Here is an 18,130-nt window from a genome sequence, read left to right as displayed (position 1 = left end):
AGGTCCCCCTTGCTAGCCGCGCGGCCGCACCGGCGAGCAAGATGGAGGCGCCTGTCGCTCCCATCCGAATAGAAGGAGACGGATTCGTGTCCACGGTGAACAGCTTCGGTGCCAAGAGCACCCTGACGGTCGGCAGCACCGACTACGAGATCTTCCGCATCGACACGGTGCCCGGTTTCGACAAGCTCCCCTTCAGCCTCAAGGTCCTCCTGGAGAACCTGCTCCGCACCGAGGACGGCGCGAACGTCACGAAGGCGCAGATCGAGGCGCTCGGGTCGTGGGACGCCAACGCGGAGCCCAACACCGAGATCCAGTTCACGCCGGCGCGTGTGGTCATGCAGGACTTCACCGGTGTGCCCTGCATCGTCGACCTCGCCACCATGCGGGAGGCCGTGACGGCGCTCGGCGGCGACCCGAACAAGATCAACCCGCTCTCGCCGGCCGAGATGGTCATCGACCACTCCGTCATCGCCGACCTGTTCGGCACCGAGAACGCCCTCGAGCGCAACGTCGAGATCGAGTACGAGCGCAACGGCGAGCGGTACCAGTTCCTGCGCTGGGGCCAGACCGCGTTCCAGGACTTCAAGGTCGTGCCCCCCGGCACCGGCATCGTCCACCAGGTGAACATCGAGCACCTGGCGAAGGTCATCTACGACCGCACCAACGGCGGCGTCCTCCAGGCCTACCCCGACACCTGTGTCGGCACCGACTCGCACACCACGATGGTCAACGGACTGGGCGTGCTCGGCTGGGGCGTCGGCGGCATCGAGGCCGAGGCCGCGATGCTCGGCCAGCCCGTGTCGATGCTCATCCCGCGCGTCGTCGGCTTCAAGCTCTCGGGTGAGATCCCCGCCGGCGTGACCGCGACCGACGTGGTGCTGACCATCACCGACATGCTGCGCAAGCACGGCGTCGTCGGCAAGTTCGTCGAGTTCTACGGCGAGGGCGTCGCCTCGGTGCCGCTCGCGAACCGCGCGACGATCGGCAACATGTCGCCCGAGTTCGGCTCGACCGCCGCGATCTTCCCGATCGACGACGTCACCCTCGACTACCTGCGCCTCACCGGCCGCAGCGACGAGGCCGTCGCGCTCGTGGAGGCCTACGCCAAGGAGCAGAAGCTCTGGCACGACGCCTCCCACGAGCCGGTCTTCAGCGAGTACATGGAGCTCGACCTGAGCACGGTCGTCCCGTCGATCGCCGGCCCGAAGCGCCCGCAGGACCGCATCCTCCTCTCGGAGGCGAAGACGCAGTTCGAGCAGGACATTCTGAACTACGCCACGGCCTCGACCAGCGACGACATCGTCGACCTCGAGTCCAAGCACTCCTTCCCGGCGTCCGACCCCGGTCAGGTCCCCGGCGAGGAGGAGCCGACCACGCGTCCCGTGCACATCAGCAGCGGTGCGCCGGCCAACGTGTCGAACCCCGTGCCGGTCACGACTCCCGAGGGCGAGAAGTACACCCTCGACAACGGCGCCGTGACGCTGGCCGCCATCACGTCGTGCACCAACACGTCCAACCCGTCGGTCATGATCGCCGCCGGTCTCCTCGCCCGCAAGGCGCGGGAGAAGGGCCTCAAGCAGAAGCCGTGGGTCAAGACCACGCTCGGCCCCGGTTCGAAGGTCGTCACGGACTACTACGAGAAGTCGGGTCTGGACAAGGACCTCGAGGGTCTCGGCTTCTACACCGTCGGCTACGGCTGCACCATCTGCATCGGAAACTCCGGTCCGCTGATCGAAGAGGTCTCCGAAGCGATCAACTCGCACGACCTCGCGGTCACGGCCGTCCTCTCGGGCAACCGCAACTTCGAGGGTCGCATCAGCCCGGACGTGAAGATGAACTACCTGGCCAGCCCGCCGCTGGTCATCGCGTACGCCCTCGCCGGCTCGATGCACTTCGACTTCGAGACCGACGCGCTCGGCAAGGACGCGGACGGCAACGACGTGTTCCTCAAGGACATCTGGCCTTCGCCGGACGAGGTGCAGGAGATCGTCGACTCGTCGATCTCGCGCGACCAGTTCATCAAGCAGTACGCCACCGTGTTCGACGGTGACGAGCGCTGGCGCAACCTGCCCACGCCGGACGACGACACGTTCCAGTGGGACGAGAACTCGACCTACGTGCGCAAGGCCCCGTACTTCGACGGCATGACGATGGAGCTCACCCCGGTGAAGGACATCGAGGGTGCGCGCGTCATGGCGACGCTCGGCGACTCGGTCACCACCGACCACATCTCGCCCGCCGGAAACATCAAGCCGGGCACCCCCGCGGCCCAGTACCTCACGGAGCACGGCGTCGACCGCAAGGACTTCAACTCCTTCGGCTCGCGTCGCGGCAACCACGAGGTCATGATCCGCGGCACCTTCGCGAACATCCGCCTGAAGAACCTCATGGTCTCGGCCGTGAACGACGGACAGGTCGTCGAGGGTGGCTACACCCGCGACTTCACGCAGCCGGGCGGCCCGCAGTCGTACATCTACGACGCGTGCATGAACTACGCCGAGCAGGGCACCCCGCTCGTCGTCTTCGGCGGCAAGGAGTACGGCTCCGGCTCGTCCCGTGACTGGGCGGCCAAGGGCACGAGCCTCCTGGGCGTCAAGGCCGTGATCACGGAGAGCTTCGAGCGTATCCACCGCTCCAACCTCATCGGCATGGGCGTCGTCCCGCTGCAGTTCCCCGCCGGCGAGAGCTGGGAGTCGCTGGGTCTCGACGGCACCGAGATCGTCTCGATCACGGGACTCGAGGAGCTCAACAACGGCGTCACCCCGAAGACGGTCAAGGTCACCGCCACCCCGAGCGAGCACTCGCCCGAGGGCAAGCAGCCGGTGGAGTTCGACGCGGTCGTCCGCATCGACACCCCCGGTGAGGCGGACTACTACCGCAACGGCGGCATCCTGCAGTACGTGCTGCGCTCGCTCGTCTGAGCCGCGACGACGAAGGGGCCCGTGTCCACGGACACGGGCCCCTTCGGCGTGTCAAGGGTCTCCCGCCCTCGGGGGATTCCCGGCTCCGAGCGGTAGGATCGGGAAGACGTCCGCACCCGTTCGGACGCTCTGCCGAGGCCTGTGAGGAGGCGCAGATGCCCATTCTTCCGAGCATCTCTGGACCGCGTGATCTTGATCGACTCTCGCCGGAGCAACTGGAAGAACTCGCTGCGGAGATCCGGGCTTTCCTCGTCGAGAACGTCTCGCAGACGGGCGGTCACCTCGGTCCGAACCTCGGCGTCGTCGAGCTGACGATCGCCCTGCACCGCGTGTTCTCGTCTCCGGACGATCCTTTCATCTTCGACACCGGCCACCAGTCCTACGTCCACAAGATCCTCACCGGCCGTCAGGACTTCTCGAAGCTCCGCGTCCGGGAGGGTCTCGCCGGTTACCCGCAGCGTGCGGAGAGCCCCCACGACGTCGTCGAGTCGTCCCACGCCTCCAGCTCGCTGAGCTGGGCCGATGGTGTGTCCCGGGCGCTCACCGCGACGGGTCGCGCGGACCGACACGTCGTCGCGGTCGTCGGCGACGGTGCGCTGACCGGCGGCATGACGTGGGAGGCGCTGAACAACATCTCCGACGACAACGACCGCAACCTCGTGATCGTCGTCAACGACAACGGCCGCTCCTACGCGCCGACCATCGGCGGCATGTCCCGCTTCCTCAACCGGGTCCGCACCGCGGCGGCCTACAAGGACCTCCATCACAAGTCCGATCGCCTGTTCCGCGCGTTCGGGCCGGTGGGCCGCGCGGTGTTCCGCGGCGTGCGGGGCGGCACTCACGGCTTCCTCTCCCGGTTCACGAACAACGAGGCGCTGTACTCCAACCTCGACATCAAGTACCTCGGTCCGGTCGACGGTCACGACCTTCCGGCCCTGCTGGAGACTTTGGAACTGGCGAAGTCGTACGGCGCTCCGGTCATCGTGCACGCGATCACCGAGAAGGGCCGCGGCTACCAGCCGGCCCGTGACGATGAGGCCGACCAGTTCCACGCGGTCGGAAAGATCGACCCGACGACGGGGGAGACGCTGTCCTCGGGCGGCCGCGGGTGGACCGACGTCTTCTCCGACGCCCTCGTGAAGGTCGGGGAACGCCGCTCGGACGTGATCGCCATCACTGCGGCGATGCTCCGGCCCACCGGTCTCGCTCCCTTCGCGGAGCGCTTCCCCGACCGTGTCTACGACGTCGGCATCGCCGAGCAGCACGCGGTGGCCTCGGCCGCCGGACTCGCCTACGGCGGCCTGCACCCGGTCGTCGCCGTGTACGCCACGTTCATGGGACGTGCGTTCGACCAGGTGCTCATGGACGTCGCGCTGCACCGCGCGGGCGTCACCTTCGTGCTCGATCGGGCCGGCGTCACGGGTCCCGACGGTCCCAGCCACCACGGCATGTGGGATCTCGCCATGCTGCAGATCGTCCCGCATATCCGCATCGCCGCACCCCGTGACGGTGCACGACTGACCGAGGCGCTGGACGAAGCGGTCGCCGTCGAGGACGCTCCGACCGTCATCCGCTTCCCGAAGGGCGACGTCTCCGCCGATCTGCCGGCGCTCGAGCGCCTCTCGGACGGCGTGGACGTGCTGGCGCGCGGCGAGGGCGAAGACGTCCTCATCGTCGCCATCGGCCCCTTCGCCTCCCTGGCCGTCGACGTGGCGGAGCGGCTGCGCGCCCAGGGCATCGGCGCCACCGTGATCGACCCGCGGTGGGCGATCCCGGTGCAGCCCTCGGTCGTCGAGCTCGCGGCGCGGCATCGCCTGGTGATCACGCTGGAGGACGGCATCCGCGTGGGCGGCATCGGCACGCGCGTGCGGCAGGTGCTCCGCGAGGCGGGCATCGACACGGCGGTGGACGAGCTGGGTCTTCCCGATGAGTTCATCGACCACGCCTCGCGTGATCAGATCCTCGCCGACGCCGGGCTCACGGCCTCGAAGATCGCCCAGGACGTCGTGGCACAGGTGCTGGGCACCCGCATCCCGAAGGCCCGCCACGCCGGCGAGACCGGCGCAATCGAGCTCCCGCTCCACGAGCGCCACTGACGCGTTTCCCGAGCAGGACTCCCCGTCGGTCAGCCGAGGTCGGCCACCGTCTCGGCGACGATCTGTTCCACTACGGTAAGGGCGCGGGCGCGCTCGTCGGGGATGAGTCCGATCCGCGTGCGGCGGTCCAGCACATCGGCTGCCGTGAGCGCGCCCTGGAATCGGACGGCGTGCTCGACGGCGGCGCGGGAGAGAGTGGTGCCCTCGGCGATGCCGTCCTGCGAGCCGTCACCCGGTGCGGGATCGTCGATCAGGCGCAGCGTCGCGGTGCTGCTGGGACCGGCCAGGAGGCCTCGCTGCTGCACCGCCAGGTCCACGGTATCTTCCGCCATCCGGCGGTAGGTCGTCAGCTTGCCGCCGAGGACGGAGATGATGCCGGACTCGGAGGCGCGCACGAGGTGACGACGGGAGACGTCCGCGGTCTCGGCTGCTCCGGTGTCTACGAGCGGGCGGAGGCCGGCGAAGGCCCCACGGACGCGGTCCCGCGCCACTGGCACCGCGAGCAGGCGGTTCAGCGTCTCCAGGAGGAAGCTGATCTCGGCCTCGGTGGGCTCGGCGACGGAGGGGATAGGGCCCGGCGCGTCGACATCGGTGAGACCGACGATGAGACGCCCGCCGCGCTGTGGCAGGGCGAACACGTAGCGGCTGATGGAACCTTCCAGCGGGATGGTCAGCGCAGCGGCCGGATCGCCGAGATCCGCGGCGTCCAGGACGATGTGGGTGCCGCGGCTCGGGCGCAGAGTGAGGCCGTCGTCGAGGGTCGCCGCCCACACCCCGGTGGCGTTGACGACCGCCCGTGCCCGGATATAGATGCGTTCCCCGGTGAGCATGTCCGTCGCCGTGGCCCCGTCGGCGTGCAGCCGCTCGGCGCGCACTCGCGTGAGGATCCGCGCGCCGAGACCGGCAGCCGTGCGGGCGACAGCCACGACGAGGGCGGCGTCATCGGACAGCTGGCCGTCGTATGTGACCATGCCGCCGCGCAGTCCGCGGGGGTTCAGGGCGGGGAACAGGCGCAGGGCCCTCGCCGTCCCGACGGGGTGCGGCCCCGGGAGGGTCTTCGCGCTCGTGCGCGCCTGCAGGCGGAGGAGGTCCCCCATGGCCATCCCCGCCGCCCCGGCCCCCCGCTGGCGGCCGCTGACACCGGGGGCGAACGGGAGCAGCTGTCCGAGCGGACGGATGAGGTGGGGTGCGATCACCGACATCAGCAGATGCCGCTCCCGCGCACTCTCGCGCGCCGTCGCCACGTCGCCCGTCGCGAGGTACCGCAGGCCGCCGTGGACGAGCTTCGAGCTGAATCGGCTTGTCCCGAAGGCGAGGTCCTCCGCCTCGATGAGGGTCACACGGAGACCGCGCGACGCGGCGTCCAGGGCCACGCCCGTCCCGGTGATCCCGCCACCGACCACGAGGAGGTCGCACGTGTCGTCGGCCGCGGCCGCGAGCTCGCTTCGGCGGCGCGCCGCGTGGAGAGCGGTCGAGGCTGAGGTCATGGCCGCAGGTGGCCGTCCAGCGCGGCGCGGAGCTCGCGTTCCCAGGCCTGCTCGTCGATGAGGTCGGCCACCGTGCCGTGCGACAGCACGGCGGACTGGGCGATCAGCAGGAGCATGACGGCGATCTCGCCGGGTTCGCCCGCGCGCACCGAACCCTGGGCCTGTGCCGCTGCGATCGCGTCGGCCAGCCACCGGAGGATGAGCCGCTGGCTGGAGCCCACCCGGTGCAGCGTGTAGCGCGTGAACGCCTCGGCTTCCTCCTCGAGGAGACGGCCGTACACCGGGTCAGCCCGGAAGAGGGAGGTGAACCGCAGCACATCGGCGACGAGCGCATCCCGGGACTCGACCTTCGCCGGGAACTCCTGGAGGAGGTCCGCGACCCGCCGCAGGAGCGCGGACCGGACGACGTCGTCGGCGTCGCGCCAGGTTCGGTAGATGGTGGGACGGCTGAGGCCGGAGCGCCGGGCGAGTGCGGCGATGGTCACACCGTGGACACCGCTGCGGACGAGCAGGTCGTCCGCCGCGTCGAGGACTCGGCGTTGCGTGGCATCCCAGGCGGGAGTGAAGGCTTCCGAGGGAACATCCGGAGGTTGACGTTCTTCCATGATGTGTCACACTGTAACCCATGGAGCAGCGGAACGGCAGAGGAGCCGACAGGCCCGAGATGCGCTGGAACGGCTGGGGCGACCCGGAAAGGGCGAAGGACCTCCCTCTCGCGGTCCGGGGCCTGCTGCCCCTGCTGCTGGGCCGTGTTCCCCGCCCGCCGCGTCCGCCCGCGCTGGACGACGTGCGTGTACGGCCCTCCCGGCTGACGGTCGATGATCTCGACGCGCTGGTGGCCGCGGTCGGTCCCGACGCAGTCGATGCCACGACGTCGATGCGCCTTCGGCATGCCGGGGGGCGCTCCACGCCCGATCTCCTGCGGCGGCGGGCTGTCGAGCAGGACGCCCCCGATGCCGTCGTGTTCCCCGCGGACCACGACGCCGTCCGCGCCTGCCTCGCGCTGGCGGGGGAGCGCGGGATCGCCGTGATCCCCTTCGGCGGGGGAACGAGCGTCGTCGGGGCGCTGGACCCGGAGACCGGCCGACATCGTGCGGTGCTCAGCCTGGACCTGCGCCGGCTTTCCGGGCTGCTCCGGCTCGACGAAGTGAGCGGCGAGGCGACCCTCGCAGCAGGCACGACCGGACCCGAGGCCGAAGCGCTGCTGTCGGCGCACGGGTTCGAGCTGGGGCACTTCCCGCAGAGCTTCCGGTATGCGACCATCGGCGGTTTCGCCGCCGCTCGGTCGTCCGGACAGAACTCGGCGGGCAACGGGCGCTTCGACGCGATGGTGACCGGGATCCGCGTCGCGACGCCCACGGGGGATCTCGACCTCGGCCGCGCGCCGGGATCGGCGGCCGGGCCGGATCTCCTCCGCCTCTTCCTGGGCTCCGAGGGGATCTTCGGCGTGATCACGGAGGTCCGCGTCCGCGTGCACCCGGTACCGACGGCGCGGATCTTCGAGTCGTGGACCTTTCCGGACTTCGACCGCGGCGCCGATGCGCTCCGCCGGGTCGTCCAGCAGGGGGCCGGCCCCACGGTCATCCGGCTCTCGGATGAAGCCGAAACCGCCGTGAGCCTCGCCCAGGTCGGCCGGATCGGGAAGGCTCTTGCGAAGGGGGCGAGCGTCGTGACGGTGTTCGAGGGCGACGACGCCGCGGCACGCCGGGACCGGACCGCGGAGATCCTCGCCGCGGCGGGTGGACGGTCTGCGGGCACCGGCGACGCGGAGGAATGGGCGGCGGGACGCTTCGACGGTCCATACCTGCGTGACGCACTGCTCGATGCCGGGGTGTTCTGCGAGACGCTGGAGACCGCGACCACCTGGTCGAACCTGCGCACTCTGAAGGAAGCGGTCGAGGGGGCGCTGCGGGACGGCTTCGACGCGGCGGACGCCCGCTCGTACGTCATGTGTCATGTCTCGCACGTGTACCCGACCGGCGCGTCCCTCTACTTCACGGTGCTCGCCGGGCTGCGACAGGATCCGCTCGGCGCCTGGACCGTCGTGAAGGGCAGGGTGAACGACGCGATCCTCGCGAACGGCGGGACGATCAGTCATCACCACGCCGTGGGTCGCGATCACGCCCCCTGGCTCGCACAGGAGATCGGGGACGCCGGTGTGCGGATCCTCACGGCCGTGAAGCGGGAACTCGATCCTCGCGGCATCATGAACCCGGGCGCCGTCCTCGTCGACGGCGGGCACAGGGCGACCGTCTGACATGGGTCACATCGCGGTGCTGTCGAACCCGCTGTCCGGCAAGGGCCGCGGACAGCGCGTCGCGCAGGAGGCGCTCGATCATCTGCGGCAGCGGGGCGCGGTCGTCCGCGTCTACGTCGGAGAGTCGGCTGCGGACACGAGGCGACTGGCCGGGGCCGCGCTGGACGCGGCACCCGACGGACTCGTCGTGGTCGGCGGCGACGGCACCCTCTCCGGCATCCTCGAGCTCGTGTGTGCCTCGGGCGTCCCGGTCACGGTCGTCCCCGCCGGCACGGGGAACGATCTGGCGCGCGCTCTCGGGCTGCCGCGCGCGGACGTGGCGGAGGCGGTCGAGCTCGCGCTGACCGGCGTGCCCCGTGCCTTCGACGTCGGCGAGGTGCGGACTGCGACGGGCACCTCGCTGTTCCTCACCGTGGCGGCTCTGGGTTTCGACGCCCGGGTGAGCGATCGCACCAACCGTCTCCGCTGGCCCTCCGGCGCGCTGCGCTACTACCTCGCGCTGCTGATCGAGCTCATCCGGCTGCGTCCCCTCGATTTCACGATCCGTGCCGATGACGGCCCGATGACCCCGGCCCGCGGCACCCTCGTGGCGGTCGGGAACACGGCCAGCTACGGCGGGGGGATGCCGGTCTGCGTGGGCGCGGCCCCGGACGACGGCGCCCTCGACGTCGTCGCCGTGGGCCCCCTCGGCCGCCTCCGGCTGCTGCGCCTGTTCCCCCTCCTCCTGCGCGGGATGCACCTCGCGCGGCCCGAGGTGCAGCACCTCCGCGCCCGCACCGTCACGGTCTCCGCTCCGGGCCTCGTGGCCTACGCGGACGGCGAGCGCGTGGGGGAGGATTCCTGCACGATCTCGGTCTGGGCGGGGGCACTGACCGTCATGACCCGGGCGGAGCGGAGGGACGCGCATGTTCGATGAGGACGTCGTCATCGTCGGGTCGGGCTTCGGCGGCTCCGTCGCGGCCCTCCGGCTCACGGAGAAGGGCTACCGCGTGCGTGTGTTCGAGGCCGGGCGGCGCTTCGCCGACGAGGACTTCGCGAAGACGAGCTGGGACGTCCGTCGCTACCTCTGGGCACCGGCGCTCGGGTGCTTCGGGGTGCAGCGCATCCACCGGCTCCCGCACGTCATGATCCTCGCGGGGGCGGGCGTGGGCGGTGGGTCGCTCAACTACGCGAATACGCTGTACGAACCGGGCGCGGCATTCTTCGCCGACTCCCAGTGGGCGTCGATCCGAGACTGGCGGGCGGCCTTGGCCCCGCACTACGCCATGGCCAAGCGCATGCTCGGCGTGGTGGAGCGCTATCCGCACGAGGGTCCTGTGGAGCGGATCATGGCGGGAGCCGCGGAGGACCTCGGGGTGGGTGCGACCTTTCGCCGAGCCCCGGTCGGCGTGTGGTTCGGGGAGCCGGGGCAGCGGGTCGCCGATCCGTTCTTCGGCGGCGAGGGGCCGGAGCGCACGGGCTGCACGCTCTGTGGGAACTGCATGGTCGGCTGCCGCGTCGGCGCGAAGAACACCCTCGTGAAGAACTACCTCGCCCTGGCCGAGCGCCGCGGGGCGGTCATCGAGCCGCTGCGCACCGTCACCGAGGTGCGTGAGCTGCCGGACGGCGGCTTCTCCGTCACGACACGACGGAGTGGTGCCTGGTTCCGGCGGCGTGAGCAGACCGTCACCGCGCGAGAGGTCGTGCTGGCGGCGGGGACCTGGGGCACCCAGCAGCTCCTCCATCGGATGAAGGCGTCTGGCGCGCTCCCGCGGATCTCCGATGCCGTGGGCCGGCTCACCCGGACGAACTCGGAAGCGTTGGACGGCGCCGTCGCGGTTCGCGTGCCGGAGCGGGTGGAGCTGGCGCGGGGCGTGGCGATCACCACCTCTTTCCACGTGGACGACCGCACCCATGTCGAGAACGTCCGCTACGGTCCGGGATCGAACCTGATGGGCGCTCTCGCCACCGTGCTGGTCCCCGGTGACCGCGCCCTGCCGGGTCGCCTGGTCGCGCTCGCGGGGCAGGTGCTGCGCCGTCCCGCGCGGGCCCTCCACCTCGCCTCCCTCCGGCGCTGGAGCGAGCGGGGGATCATCGCGCTCGTCATGCAGACCGCCGACAACTCGCTCACGCTGTCGCTGCCGCGGCGCTTCGGGCGCGTGCAGCTCACGAGCGCCCAGGGGCACGGCGCACCGAACCCCAGCCACCTCCCCGAGGCGCATCGTGCCGCCCGTGCCATCGCTGCCCGCCTGCAGCGCGAGGGCGGAGTGCCCACCGAGCCGCGCGGCTCCTGGCCGGAGGTCTTCGGGATCCCGCTCACCGCGCACTTCCTCGGCGGGGCGGTGATCTCCGGCTCGCCGGAGGAGGGGGTCGTGGACGAGTATCAGCGCGTCTGGGGACACCCGGGGCTGCACGTCGTCGATGGAGCCGCCGTACCCGCGAATCCGGGGGTGAACCCGTCCCTGACCATCACCGCCCTCGCGGAGCACGCCCTGTCGCACTGGCCACGACGCGGCGAGCCGGATACTCGGCCGGCATCGGGGACGACGCAGGGGGCCGCGCCCATGGCGCGACCCCCTGCGGAGAGCTGATCAGCGGTTCTCGATACCGCGGATCTGCGGCGTGTGGAACGAGCCGCCGAACGCGCGCTCGGAGGCCCCCTCGCGGTCGAGGTACGGCGACGCCCCACCATCGATGAACGGCCAGCCGGCGCCGAGGATGAGGCACAGGTCGATGTCCTCGACCTCCGGCACCACGCCCTCGTCGAGCATCAGCTTGATCTCGGTCGCGAGTCCGTCCTGCACGCGCTGCAGGATCGTGGCCGCCGACGCCGGGCTCTTGCCGACGGCGGGCGCCAGGACCTTCTCGGCCTGCTTCGTCCAGCCGACCACCCGGCCGCCCTTGTCCTTCTCGACGACCTGGTCGAGCTCGGCCAGGGCATGGAAGTTCTCGTTGGCGTAGAACCGGTCGGGGAACGCGCGCACCATGGTGTCCTGCACGTGCGCGGCGACCTTCCAGCCGACGAGGTCGATGAGCTGGAAGGGGCCCATCGGCAGGCCGAGCGGCGCGAACGCCTTCTCGACGTCGGCGATCGGGGTGCCCTCGTAGACGGCGCGCGCCGCCTCGCCCATGACCTTCGCGAGCAGACGGTTCACCACGAAGCCCGGGGCATCGGCGGTGAGCACCGCGTTCTTGCCGAGGTTCTTGGCGACGACGAACGCCGTCGACAGGGCGGTGTCGGCGGTCGTCGGCGTCTTCACGATCTCGATCAGCGGCATGACCGCGACCGGGTTGAAGAAGTGGAAGCCGACGAGCCGCTCCGGGTGGGCGAGCTTCGCGCCGATCTCCTCGACCGAGAGCGACGAGGTGTTCGTGGCGAGCACCGCGTCCTCCGCGATGATCTTCTCGATCTCGCCGAAGACCTGCTGCTTGACGCCGACCTCTTCGAAGACCGCCTCGATGACGAAGTCGCAGTCCGCGTAGAGGCTCTTGTCGGTGGTGCCCGTGACGAGACCGCGCAGCTTGTTCGCGGTGTCCGCGTCCACCCGGCCCTTGGCCTCCAGCTTGCCGATCTCCTCGTGGATGTAGGCGACGCCCTTGTCGACGCGCGCCTGGTCGAGGTCGGTGATCAGCACGGGCACCTGGAGCTTGCGCACGAACAGCAGCGCGAACTGGCTGGCCATGAGACCCGCACCGATGATGCCGACCTTGGTGACCTTCTTCGCGAGCTCCTTGTCGGGGGCGCCGACCGGACGCTTCGCGCGCTTCTGCACGAGGTCGAAGGCGTACATCGACGCGGCGAACTGATCGCCGGTCACCAGTTCCGCCAGAGCCTCGTCCTCGCGGGCGAAGCCCTCCGCCTTGGTGCCGCTCTTCGCCTTGTCGAGCAGCTCGAGAGCCGCGTACGGCGACTTCGGCACGGTGCCGATCTTGGACTCCAGCATGCCCCGCGCCATCTTGATGGCGATCGGCCACTTGGTGAGGCGCTCGATCTTGCCCGGCTCGTTCTTGCGCACGACCTTCGTGCCGGCGAGGACCGCGTCCGCCCAGGCGAGCGAGTTCTCGAGGTAGTTCGCCGCGGGGAAGATGGCGTCGAAGATGCCCAGGTCGAAGGCCTGCTGCGGCTTCAGCATGCGGTTCTGCTTGAGCGGGTTGGAGATGACCACCTCGAGGGCGTTCTCGATGCCGATGAGGTTCGGCAGCAGGTAGGCGCCGCCCCACCCGGGGATGATGCCGAGGAAGACCTCGGGCAGCGCCACGGCCGCGGCCGAGGCGTCGACCGTGCGGTACGTGGAGTTCAGGGCGATCTCCAGGCCGCCGCCGAGCGCGAGGCCGTTCACGAACGCGAACGACGGCACGCCGAGCTCGCTCAGCTTCCCGAGGACCTTGTGGCCGAGCTGGGCGATCAGACGCGCGTTGTCGCGCGAGCCGACCTTGCTGATGTCCGAGAGGTCGGCGCCGGCGGCCATGATGTACTGCTTGCCGGTGATGCCGACCGCCTGGATCTCGCCGGCCGCCGCGCGGGCCTTGAGGCCGTCCAGCGTCGCGCCGAGTTCGGTGAGGGTGGCAGGACCCAGGGTGTTCGGACGGGTGTGGTCACGACCGTTGTCCAGCGTGATCAGGGCGAGGACCTTGCCCGACGCGAGGCGGATGTCGCGCACGGGGGAGTGCGTGACGACCTCTCCCTCGGTGAGCGCCTGGATGGGCGAGAAGTCGACGTCGTCGTAGCTCACTTCTTCTTCTTTCCGTCGTAGTGCGGGTTCTCCCAGATGACCGAGCCGCCCTGGCCGAGACCGACGCACATCGCCGTCAGGCCGTATCGCACGTCGGGGCGCTCCGCGAACTGCGCCGCGAGCTGGATCATGAGGCGGACGCCGGAAGCGGCCAGCGGGTGGCCGACCGCGATCGCGCCGCCCCACGGATTCACCCGGGGGTCGTCGTCGTCGATGCCGAAGTGGTCGAGGAGGGAGATCACCTGGATGGCGAACGCCTCATTGAGCTCGAACAGCCCGATGTCGGAGATGTCGAGGCCGGCCTTCTTCAGCGCCTTCTCGGTCGACGGGATCGGGCCGATGCCCATGATCTCGGGCTGCACCCCGGCGAAGGCGAACGAGACCATCCGCATCTTCGGCGCGAGTCCGAGCTCCTTGACCGCGCTGCCGCCGGCGAGCAGCGACATCGTCGCGCCGTCGGTGAGCGGCGACGAGGTTCCGGCGGTCACGCGACCGTGCGGGCGGAAGGGAGTCTTGAGGCCGGCGAGGTCCTCCATCGTGGTCTGCGGACGGCGGCCCTCATCCTCGGTGGCGAGGCCCCAGGCACCGTCGGCACCCTTGATCGCGACGGACACGAGGTCCGGCTGGATCTTGCCGGCGTCGTACGCCGCCTGCACCTTCTGCTGGCTGCGCATGCCGTAGCGGTCGGAGCGCTCCTTGGTGAGGTGCGGGAAGCGGTCGAAGATGCGCTCCGCGGTGACGCCCATGTTGAGGGCGCCAGGGTCGACCATCTTCTCCGCCACGAAACGCGGGTTGGGGTCGGCGTTCGCGCCGATCGGGTGGTGGCCCATGTGCTCCACGCCGCCTGCGAGGGCGAGGTCGTACATGCCCACCCCGATCGAGGCGCCCATGGTCGTCACGCTCGTCATCGCGCCGGCGCACATGCGCTCCACCGCGAGTCCGGGGACGGTCTGGGGGAGTCCGGCGAGGATCGCCACCGACCGCCCGAGGGTGAGCCCCTGGTCGCCGGTCTGGCTCGTCGCGGCGATGGCGACATCGTCAATGCGGTCCGCCGGCACGGCCGCGTTGCGCTCCATCAGGCCGATGGTCGCCTTCACGGCGAGGTCATCCGCGCGGGTGTTCCAGTACATGCCCTTTTCGCCGGCGCGCCCGAAGGGGGTGCGCACTCCATCGACGAAGAAGACGTCCGAGATCTCGGCCACTCTGCCTCCAAGTTAGTGCGGTGGCCTCAGTCTATGAACGGCCGGAAACCGGGAGGAATCGGTTGGATCGAACCTACGAAGCCGTCGCGGACGTGGTGTCCGGCGATTGCGCCGCCTCTACAAAGGCGTCGGCGATCTTCTGTGCAGTCTGTTCAACCTGCCAGGGGCGGGCCCCGAGTGCGGACAGTGCGGCGCCGATCTCTTCCGCCGTCGTGCCCGGGCCGTCCCACGCGACCCGGCGGAGGTACTCGGGCGTGAGGAGGTTCTCGGTGGGCATACCCAGCTCCTCCGCGACGGCCTCGACGGCGGGACGGGCGGCCTTCAGGCGGGCGTCCGCCTCCGGGTTGCGGTCGCCCCAGGCGCGGGGCGGCGGGAGCGCGTCGCTGGGCACACGCTCGCGCGGCAGCGTCTCGGCGGCACGGCCGTCGACGATCGCCTGCCACCAGCGGTCGAGCTGGGTGCGACTCGCGCGACCCTGGAACTCCTTGACTCCCGCGAGAGCCTGCTTGGAGGCGGGGTTGGCGAGGACGGCGGCGACGAGGGAGCGGTCGGGCACGAGGCGCCCGGGCGAGATGTCCTGCTGCTGCGCGTACATCTCGCGCGCCTCCCACAGGGCGCGGGCGACGGCGAGGTTGCGGGCGCCGCGCACCTGGTGGAGCCCGCTCAGCCGCCGCCAGGGGTCTTCGCGCGGGGCCTTCGGGGCGCGCGCCAGGGTGGCGGCGAACTCCTGCGCGGCGAACGCGGTCTTGCCCTGTTCTTCGAGCTCGGCGACGAGGGCGTCACGGACGTCGACGAGGTGCAGCACGTCCAGCGCGGCATAGTCCAGCCAGGAGTCGGGCAGCGGACGGGTCGACCAGTCGGCTGCTGAGTGCTCCTTCTTCAGGGTGATGCCGAGCGTGTCTTCGACGACGGCGGCCAGACCCACCCGGTCGTGACCCAGCAGGCGGGACGCGAGCTCGGTGTCGAAGATCTCTTTCGGCTCCAGGTGCAGCTCGCGCAGCGACGGGAGGTCCTGGCTGGCCGCGTGGAGCACCCACTCGACGTCGCCGATGGCCTCCTGCAGGGGAGCGAAGTTGCCGATCGCGGGCGGGTCGAACAGGAACACCCCGGCCTCGCGCCGGAACACCTGAACCAGATAGGCCCGCTGCGAGTAGCGGAAGCCGGACGCCCGCTCGACATCGACGGCGACCGGGCCGGTGCCTGCGGCGAGCGCAGCACAGGCGGCGCGGAACTCCTCGGTTTCGGAGATCACGGAGTATTCAGTCACGTACAGCCTTTCGCGCGCCGATCACGGCGATGCCCTCGGAACCCGGCGGAAGCCCCGCCAGCATTCCGACCAGCTCGGCCCATGCTTCGACGTGCGGTCGGAACGGGCCCTCCGGAGTCCAGGACGCCCGCAATTCTATCTGTGCACCGTCTCCCTCGTCGGCGAGGCCGCCGAATCCCTTCGACAGCGTCTTCGTCGACGTGCCGGACGGGGAGTGGTAGATCGCGTCTCGAGAATCCAGCGCGTCGACGAGCCACGACCAGGTGACGTCGGCGAGCAGGGGGTCTGTGCCGATCTCGGTCTCCAGCGGAGCCTGGGCGAAGATCACGATGCGCCAGGCGCCGCCCCAGGCATCCGGTTCGTCGGGATCGTGCAGGAGGATGAACCGTCCGGTCCCGTATACGGAGTCGCCGTCCTCGCCCGGGCGGACGTCGGCGGACAGGGCGATCGCGAAGGGCGCGAGGTTCTGCGGCGTGGGGATCTCGCGGACCGCGATGTCGTCGCGGAACGCGGTCGCGCGCAGTTCGGCGACGGCGGCGTCGAAGGGCGTCCCGGCCTCGGGGTGTGCGGTCACGGCAACAGGCTAGAGTCGGAAGGCGATGAAGAGTCTCAGGCACGCCGTTGCGATCGTTGTCCCCGCGCTCCTCGCCCTGGGCGCCACCGTCGGGATCCTCGTGATCGCGGTGGCGCGTCGGGTCGTCACCCCGTTGCGAAGCCGCGTCCAGGACACGGAGATCCTCGCGATCGACACCGGGGCGCAGACCATCGAACTCCGCCGCACCCTCGACACCGAGCTGCCGGGGCGATACGGCCTCTTCACCACGGGCACGTACGGCTACGTCAAGCTCGGCGCGGTGCTCAGCGCGGACAGCACCACCGTGCGGCGCAAGCTCCTCACGAAGATCGAACCCGGAGCCCGGGTGGACCGCGGAGCCTCGTTCAGCGGCAGCTACTACACGTCGCCGAGCGAGTTGCACCTGCGATGGGAGAACGTGCTCATCGGCTCTCCGGCCGGACCGTGCCCCGCGTGGTTCTTCCCGGGGGACTCCTCGACCTGGGTCATCCAGGTGCACGGTCGCGGCACGACGCGGGCGGAATGCCTCCGTGCCGTGCCGGTGCTGCATGCGGCGGGGCTGCCCACGCTCGTCGTGTCGTACCGCAACGACGGCGAGGCGCCGCGGACCAAGGCGGGCGCCTACGCCCTCGGGGCGTCGGAGTGGCGGGACGTGGACGCCGGGATCGCCTATGCGTTGCGTCACGGCGCGGAGCGGGTCGTGCTGATGGGCTGGTCCATGGGCGGCGCCGTGTCGTTGCAGGCCGCGGTCAACTCCGGCTATCGCGACCGCATCGCGGGCATCATTCTGGAGTCGCCGGTCGTGGATTGGCGCACCGTGCTGCGCTTCCAGGCTCGGGTCGCCCGGGTGCGTGAACCCCTTCCCGCCCTCGCGATGGGGGCGCTGCAGCTGCCGCTCACGGCGAAGCTCAGCGGCGCGGACGAACCCATCCTGTTCGACCGCCTGGATATGGTCGCCCGTGCCGACGAACTGCACGCGACGATCCTCATCCTGCACAGCGACGACGACGGCTTCGTCCCCGCGGACGCCTCACACGCCCTGCAGGAGGCGCGGCCGGAACTCGTCACCATGCCGCGCTTCACGGTCGCGAGGCACACCAAGCTCTGGAACTACGACGAGAAGGGCTGGACCACCGCGATCACGGAGTGGCTGGCGGCGCAGGGGCTCAGCGCTTCTGCCTGACCTGGTTCTTGGCGCGCATCAGCATGCCGGTCATGCCGCCGATCCGCAGCGGTGACACCGCCTTCGTGAGCCCGATCGACTGCGGGTAGTCCTCGGGGATCGCCAGGACCTCGTCCGCCGTCAGTCCGGTGAGGCCCTGCACCAGGATGCTCGCGAACCCCCGGGTCGTCGGCGCCTCTTCCGGAGCCGTGGCGTGCATGGTCACGACGTCGTCGTGGACTTCGACGTAGATGTAGACCGGCGATTGACACTCCGCGACGCGCTCGCACATCTCCGGATGCGCCGCCACCTCATCGGAGACGGCGGGCAGCTCGTCCGCATACTCCAGGAGTAGCAGCAAGCGGTCCGATTCCGGGGTCTCCAGGAATCCGTCGCGGATCTCGGCGAGAGTGTCAGGCAGGGCGGAGGCGTTCATCCCCGCCATTCTCCCA

General features: G+C 70.4%; 13 protein-coding genes. 6 read left to right on the top strand and 7 right to left on the bottom strand.

Going from position 1 to position 18,130, the window contains the following annotated elements; genetic code table 11:
• Positions 1 to 41: 41 nt before the first annotated feature.
• On the top strand, positions 42 to 2,921 hold the full coding sequence (locus C6C15_RS09135) for an aconitate hydratase (RefSeq protein WP_199787641.1): 2,880 nt from the start codon (positions 42 to 44) through the stop codon (positions 2,919 to 2,921).
• Between the two features lie 155 nt (positions 2,922 to 3,076).
• Entirely contained in the window at positions 3,077 to 5,017 is a 1,941-nt protein-coding gene (gene dxs, locus C6C15_RS09130) for a 1-deoxy-D-xylulose-5-phosphate synthase (protein WP_060921816.1), read from the top strand.
• Positions 5,018 to 5,046: 29 nt separating this feature from the next.
• Here the strand turns inward: dxs and C6C15_RS09125 are convergent, their stop codons facing one another.
• Positions 5,047 to 6,504, bottom strand: coding sequence for a glycerol-3-phosphate dehydrogenase/oxidase (locus C6C15_RS09125; RefSeq protein WP_105949894.1), 1,458 nt, complete (start codon positions 6,502 to 6,504; stop codon positions 5,047 to 5,049).
• A complete protein-coding gene (locus C6C15_RS09120; RefSeq protein WP_105949893.1) occupies positions 6,501 to 7,109 on the bottom strand; it encodes a TetR/AcrR family transcriptional regulator in 609 nt (202 codons plus the stop codon). The genes C6C15_RS09125 and C6C15_RS09120 overlap by 4 nt, the downstream gene beginning before the upstream one ends.
• A gap of 20 nt (positions 7,110 to 7,129) precedes the next feature.
• On the opposite strand from C6C15_RS09120, the gene C6C15_RS09115 reads away from it, so the two are divergent.
• From C6C15_RS09115 to C6C15_RS09105, 3 genes are read left to right on the top strand one after another with little or no spacing between them, the layout of a single operon-like run.
• Positions 7,130 to 8,761 (top strand): FAD-binding oxidoreductase, encoded by a 1,632-nt coding sequence (locus C6C15_RS09115; RefSeq protein ID WP_234024110.1) that lies wholly within the window; start codon positions 7,130 to 7,132, stop codon positions 8,759 to 8,761.
• A gap of 1 nt (position 8,762) precedes the next feature.
• Positions 8,763 to 9,677, top strand: coding sequence for a YegS/Rv2252/BmrU family lipid kinase (locus C6C15_RS09110; protein ID WP_105949891.1), 915 nt, complete (start codon positions 8,763 to 8,765; stop codon positions 9,675 to 9,677).
• Positions 9,667 to 11,331: a GMC oxidoreductase gene (locus C6C15_RS09105; protein ID WP_105949890.1), complete on the top strand. Its 1,665-nt coding sequence runs from the start codon at positions 9,667 to 9,669 to the stop codon at positions 11,329 to 11,331. Before C6C15_RS09110 ends, C6C15_RS09105 begins: the two co-directional genes overlap by 11 nt.
• On the opposite strand, the gene C6C15_RS09100 is transcribed toward C6C15_RS09105, so the two are convergent.
• The 4 genes from C6C15_RS09100 to C6C15_RS09085 all read right to left on the bottom strand — a co-directional run bounded on the left by C6C15_RS09100 (position 11,332) and on the right by C6C15_RS09085 (position 16,516).
• A complete protein-coding gene (locus C6C15_RS09100; protein ID WP_105949889.1) occupies positions 11,332 to 13,473 on the bottom strand; it encodes a 3-hydroxyacyl-CoA dehydrogenase NAD-binding domain-containing protein in 2,142 nt (713 codons plus the stop codon).
• A complete protein-coding gene (locus C6C15_RS09095) occupies positions 13,470 to 14,675 on the bottom strand; it encodes a thiolase family protein (protein WP_060921823.1) in 1,206 nt (401 codons plus the stop codon). Before C6C15_RS09095 ends, C6C15_RS09100 begins: the two co-directional genes overlap by 4 nt.
• Before the next feature lie 73 nt (positions 14,676 to 14,748).
• Positions 14,749 to 15,942 (bottom strand): ribonuclease D, encoded by a 1,194-nt coding sequence (locus tag C6C15_RS09090; RefSeq protein WP_105949888.1) that lies wholly within the window; start codon positions 15,940 to 15,942, stop codon positions 14,749 to 14,751.
• Entirely contained in the window at positions 15,935 to 16,516 is a 582-nt protein-coding gene (locus tag C6C15_RS09085; protein ID WP_025103557.1) for a DUF3000 domain-containing protein, read from the bottom strand. Before C6C15_RS09085 ends, C6C15_RS09090 begins: the two co-directional genes overlap by 8 nt.
• A 25-nt stretch (positions 16,517 to 16,541) precedes the next feature.
• On the opposite strand from C6C15_RS09085, the gene C6C15_RS09080 reads away from it, so the two are divergent.
• Positions 16,542 to 17,699: an alpha/beta hydrolase family protein gene (locus tag C6C15_RS09080; RefSeq protein WP_105949887.1), complete on the top strand. Its 1,158-nt coding sequence runs from the start codon at positions 16,542 to 16,544 to the stop codon at positions 17,697 to 17,699.
• On the opposite strand, the gene C6C15_RS09075 is transcribed toward C6C15_RS09080, so the two are convergent.
• Entirely contained in the window at positions 17,683 to 18,114 is a 432-nt protein-coding gene (locus C6C15_RS09075; protein WP_060922077.1) for a SufE family protein, read from the bottom strand. The two genes, C6C15_RS09080 and C6C15_RS09075, sit on opposite strands and share 17 nt — an antisense overlap.
• Positions 18,115 to 18,130: the final 16 nt, after the last annotated feature.

It is taken from the genome of Microbacterium sp. str. 'China' (assembly GCF_002993305.1).
GTDB classification, from domain to species: Bacteria; Actinomycetota; Actinomycetes; order Actinomycetales; family Microbacteriaceae; genus Microbacterium; species Microbacterium paraoxydans.
The sequence above is the reverse complement of the archived record's forward strand: the minus strand, read 5'-3'. Positions and strand labels throughout refer to the sequence as shown.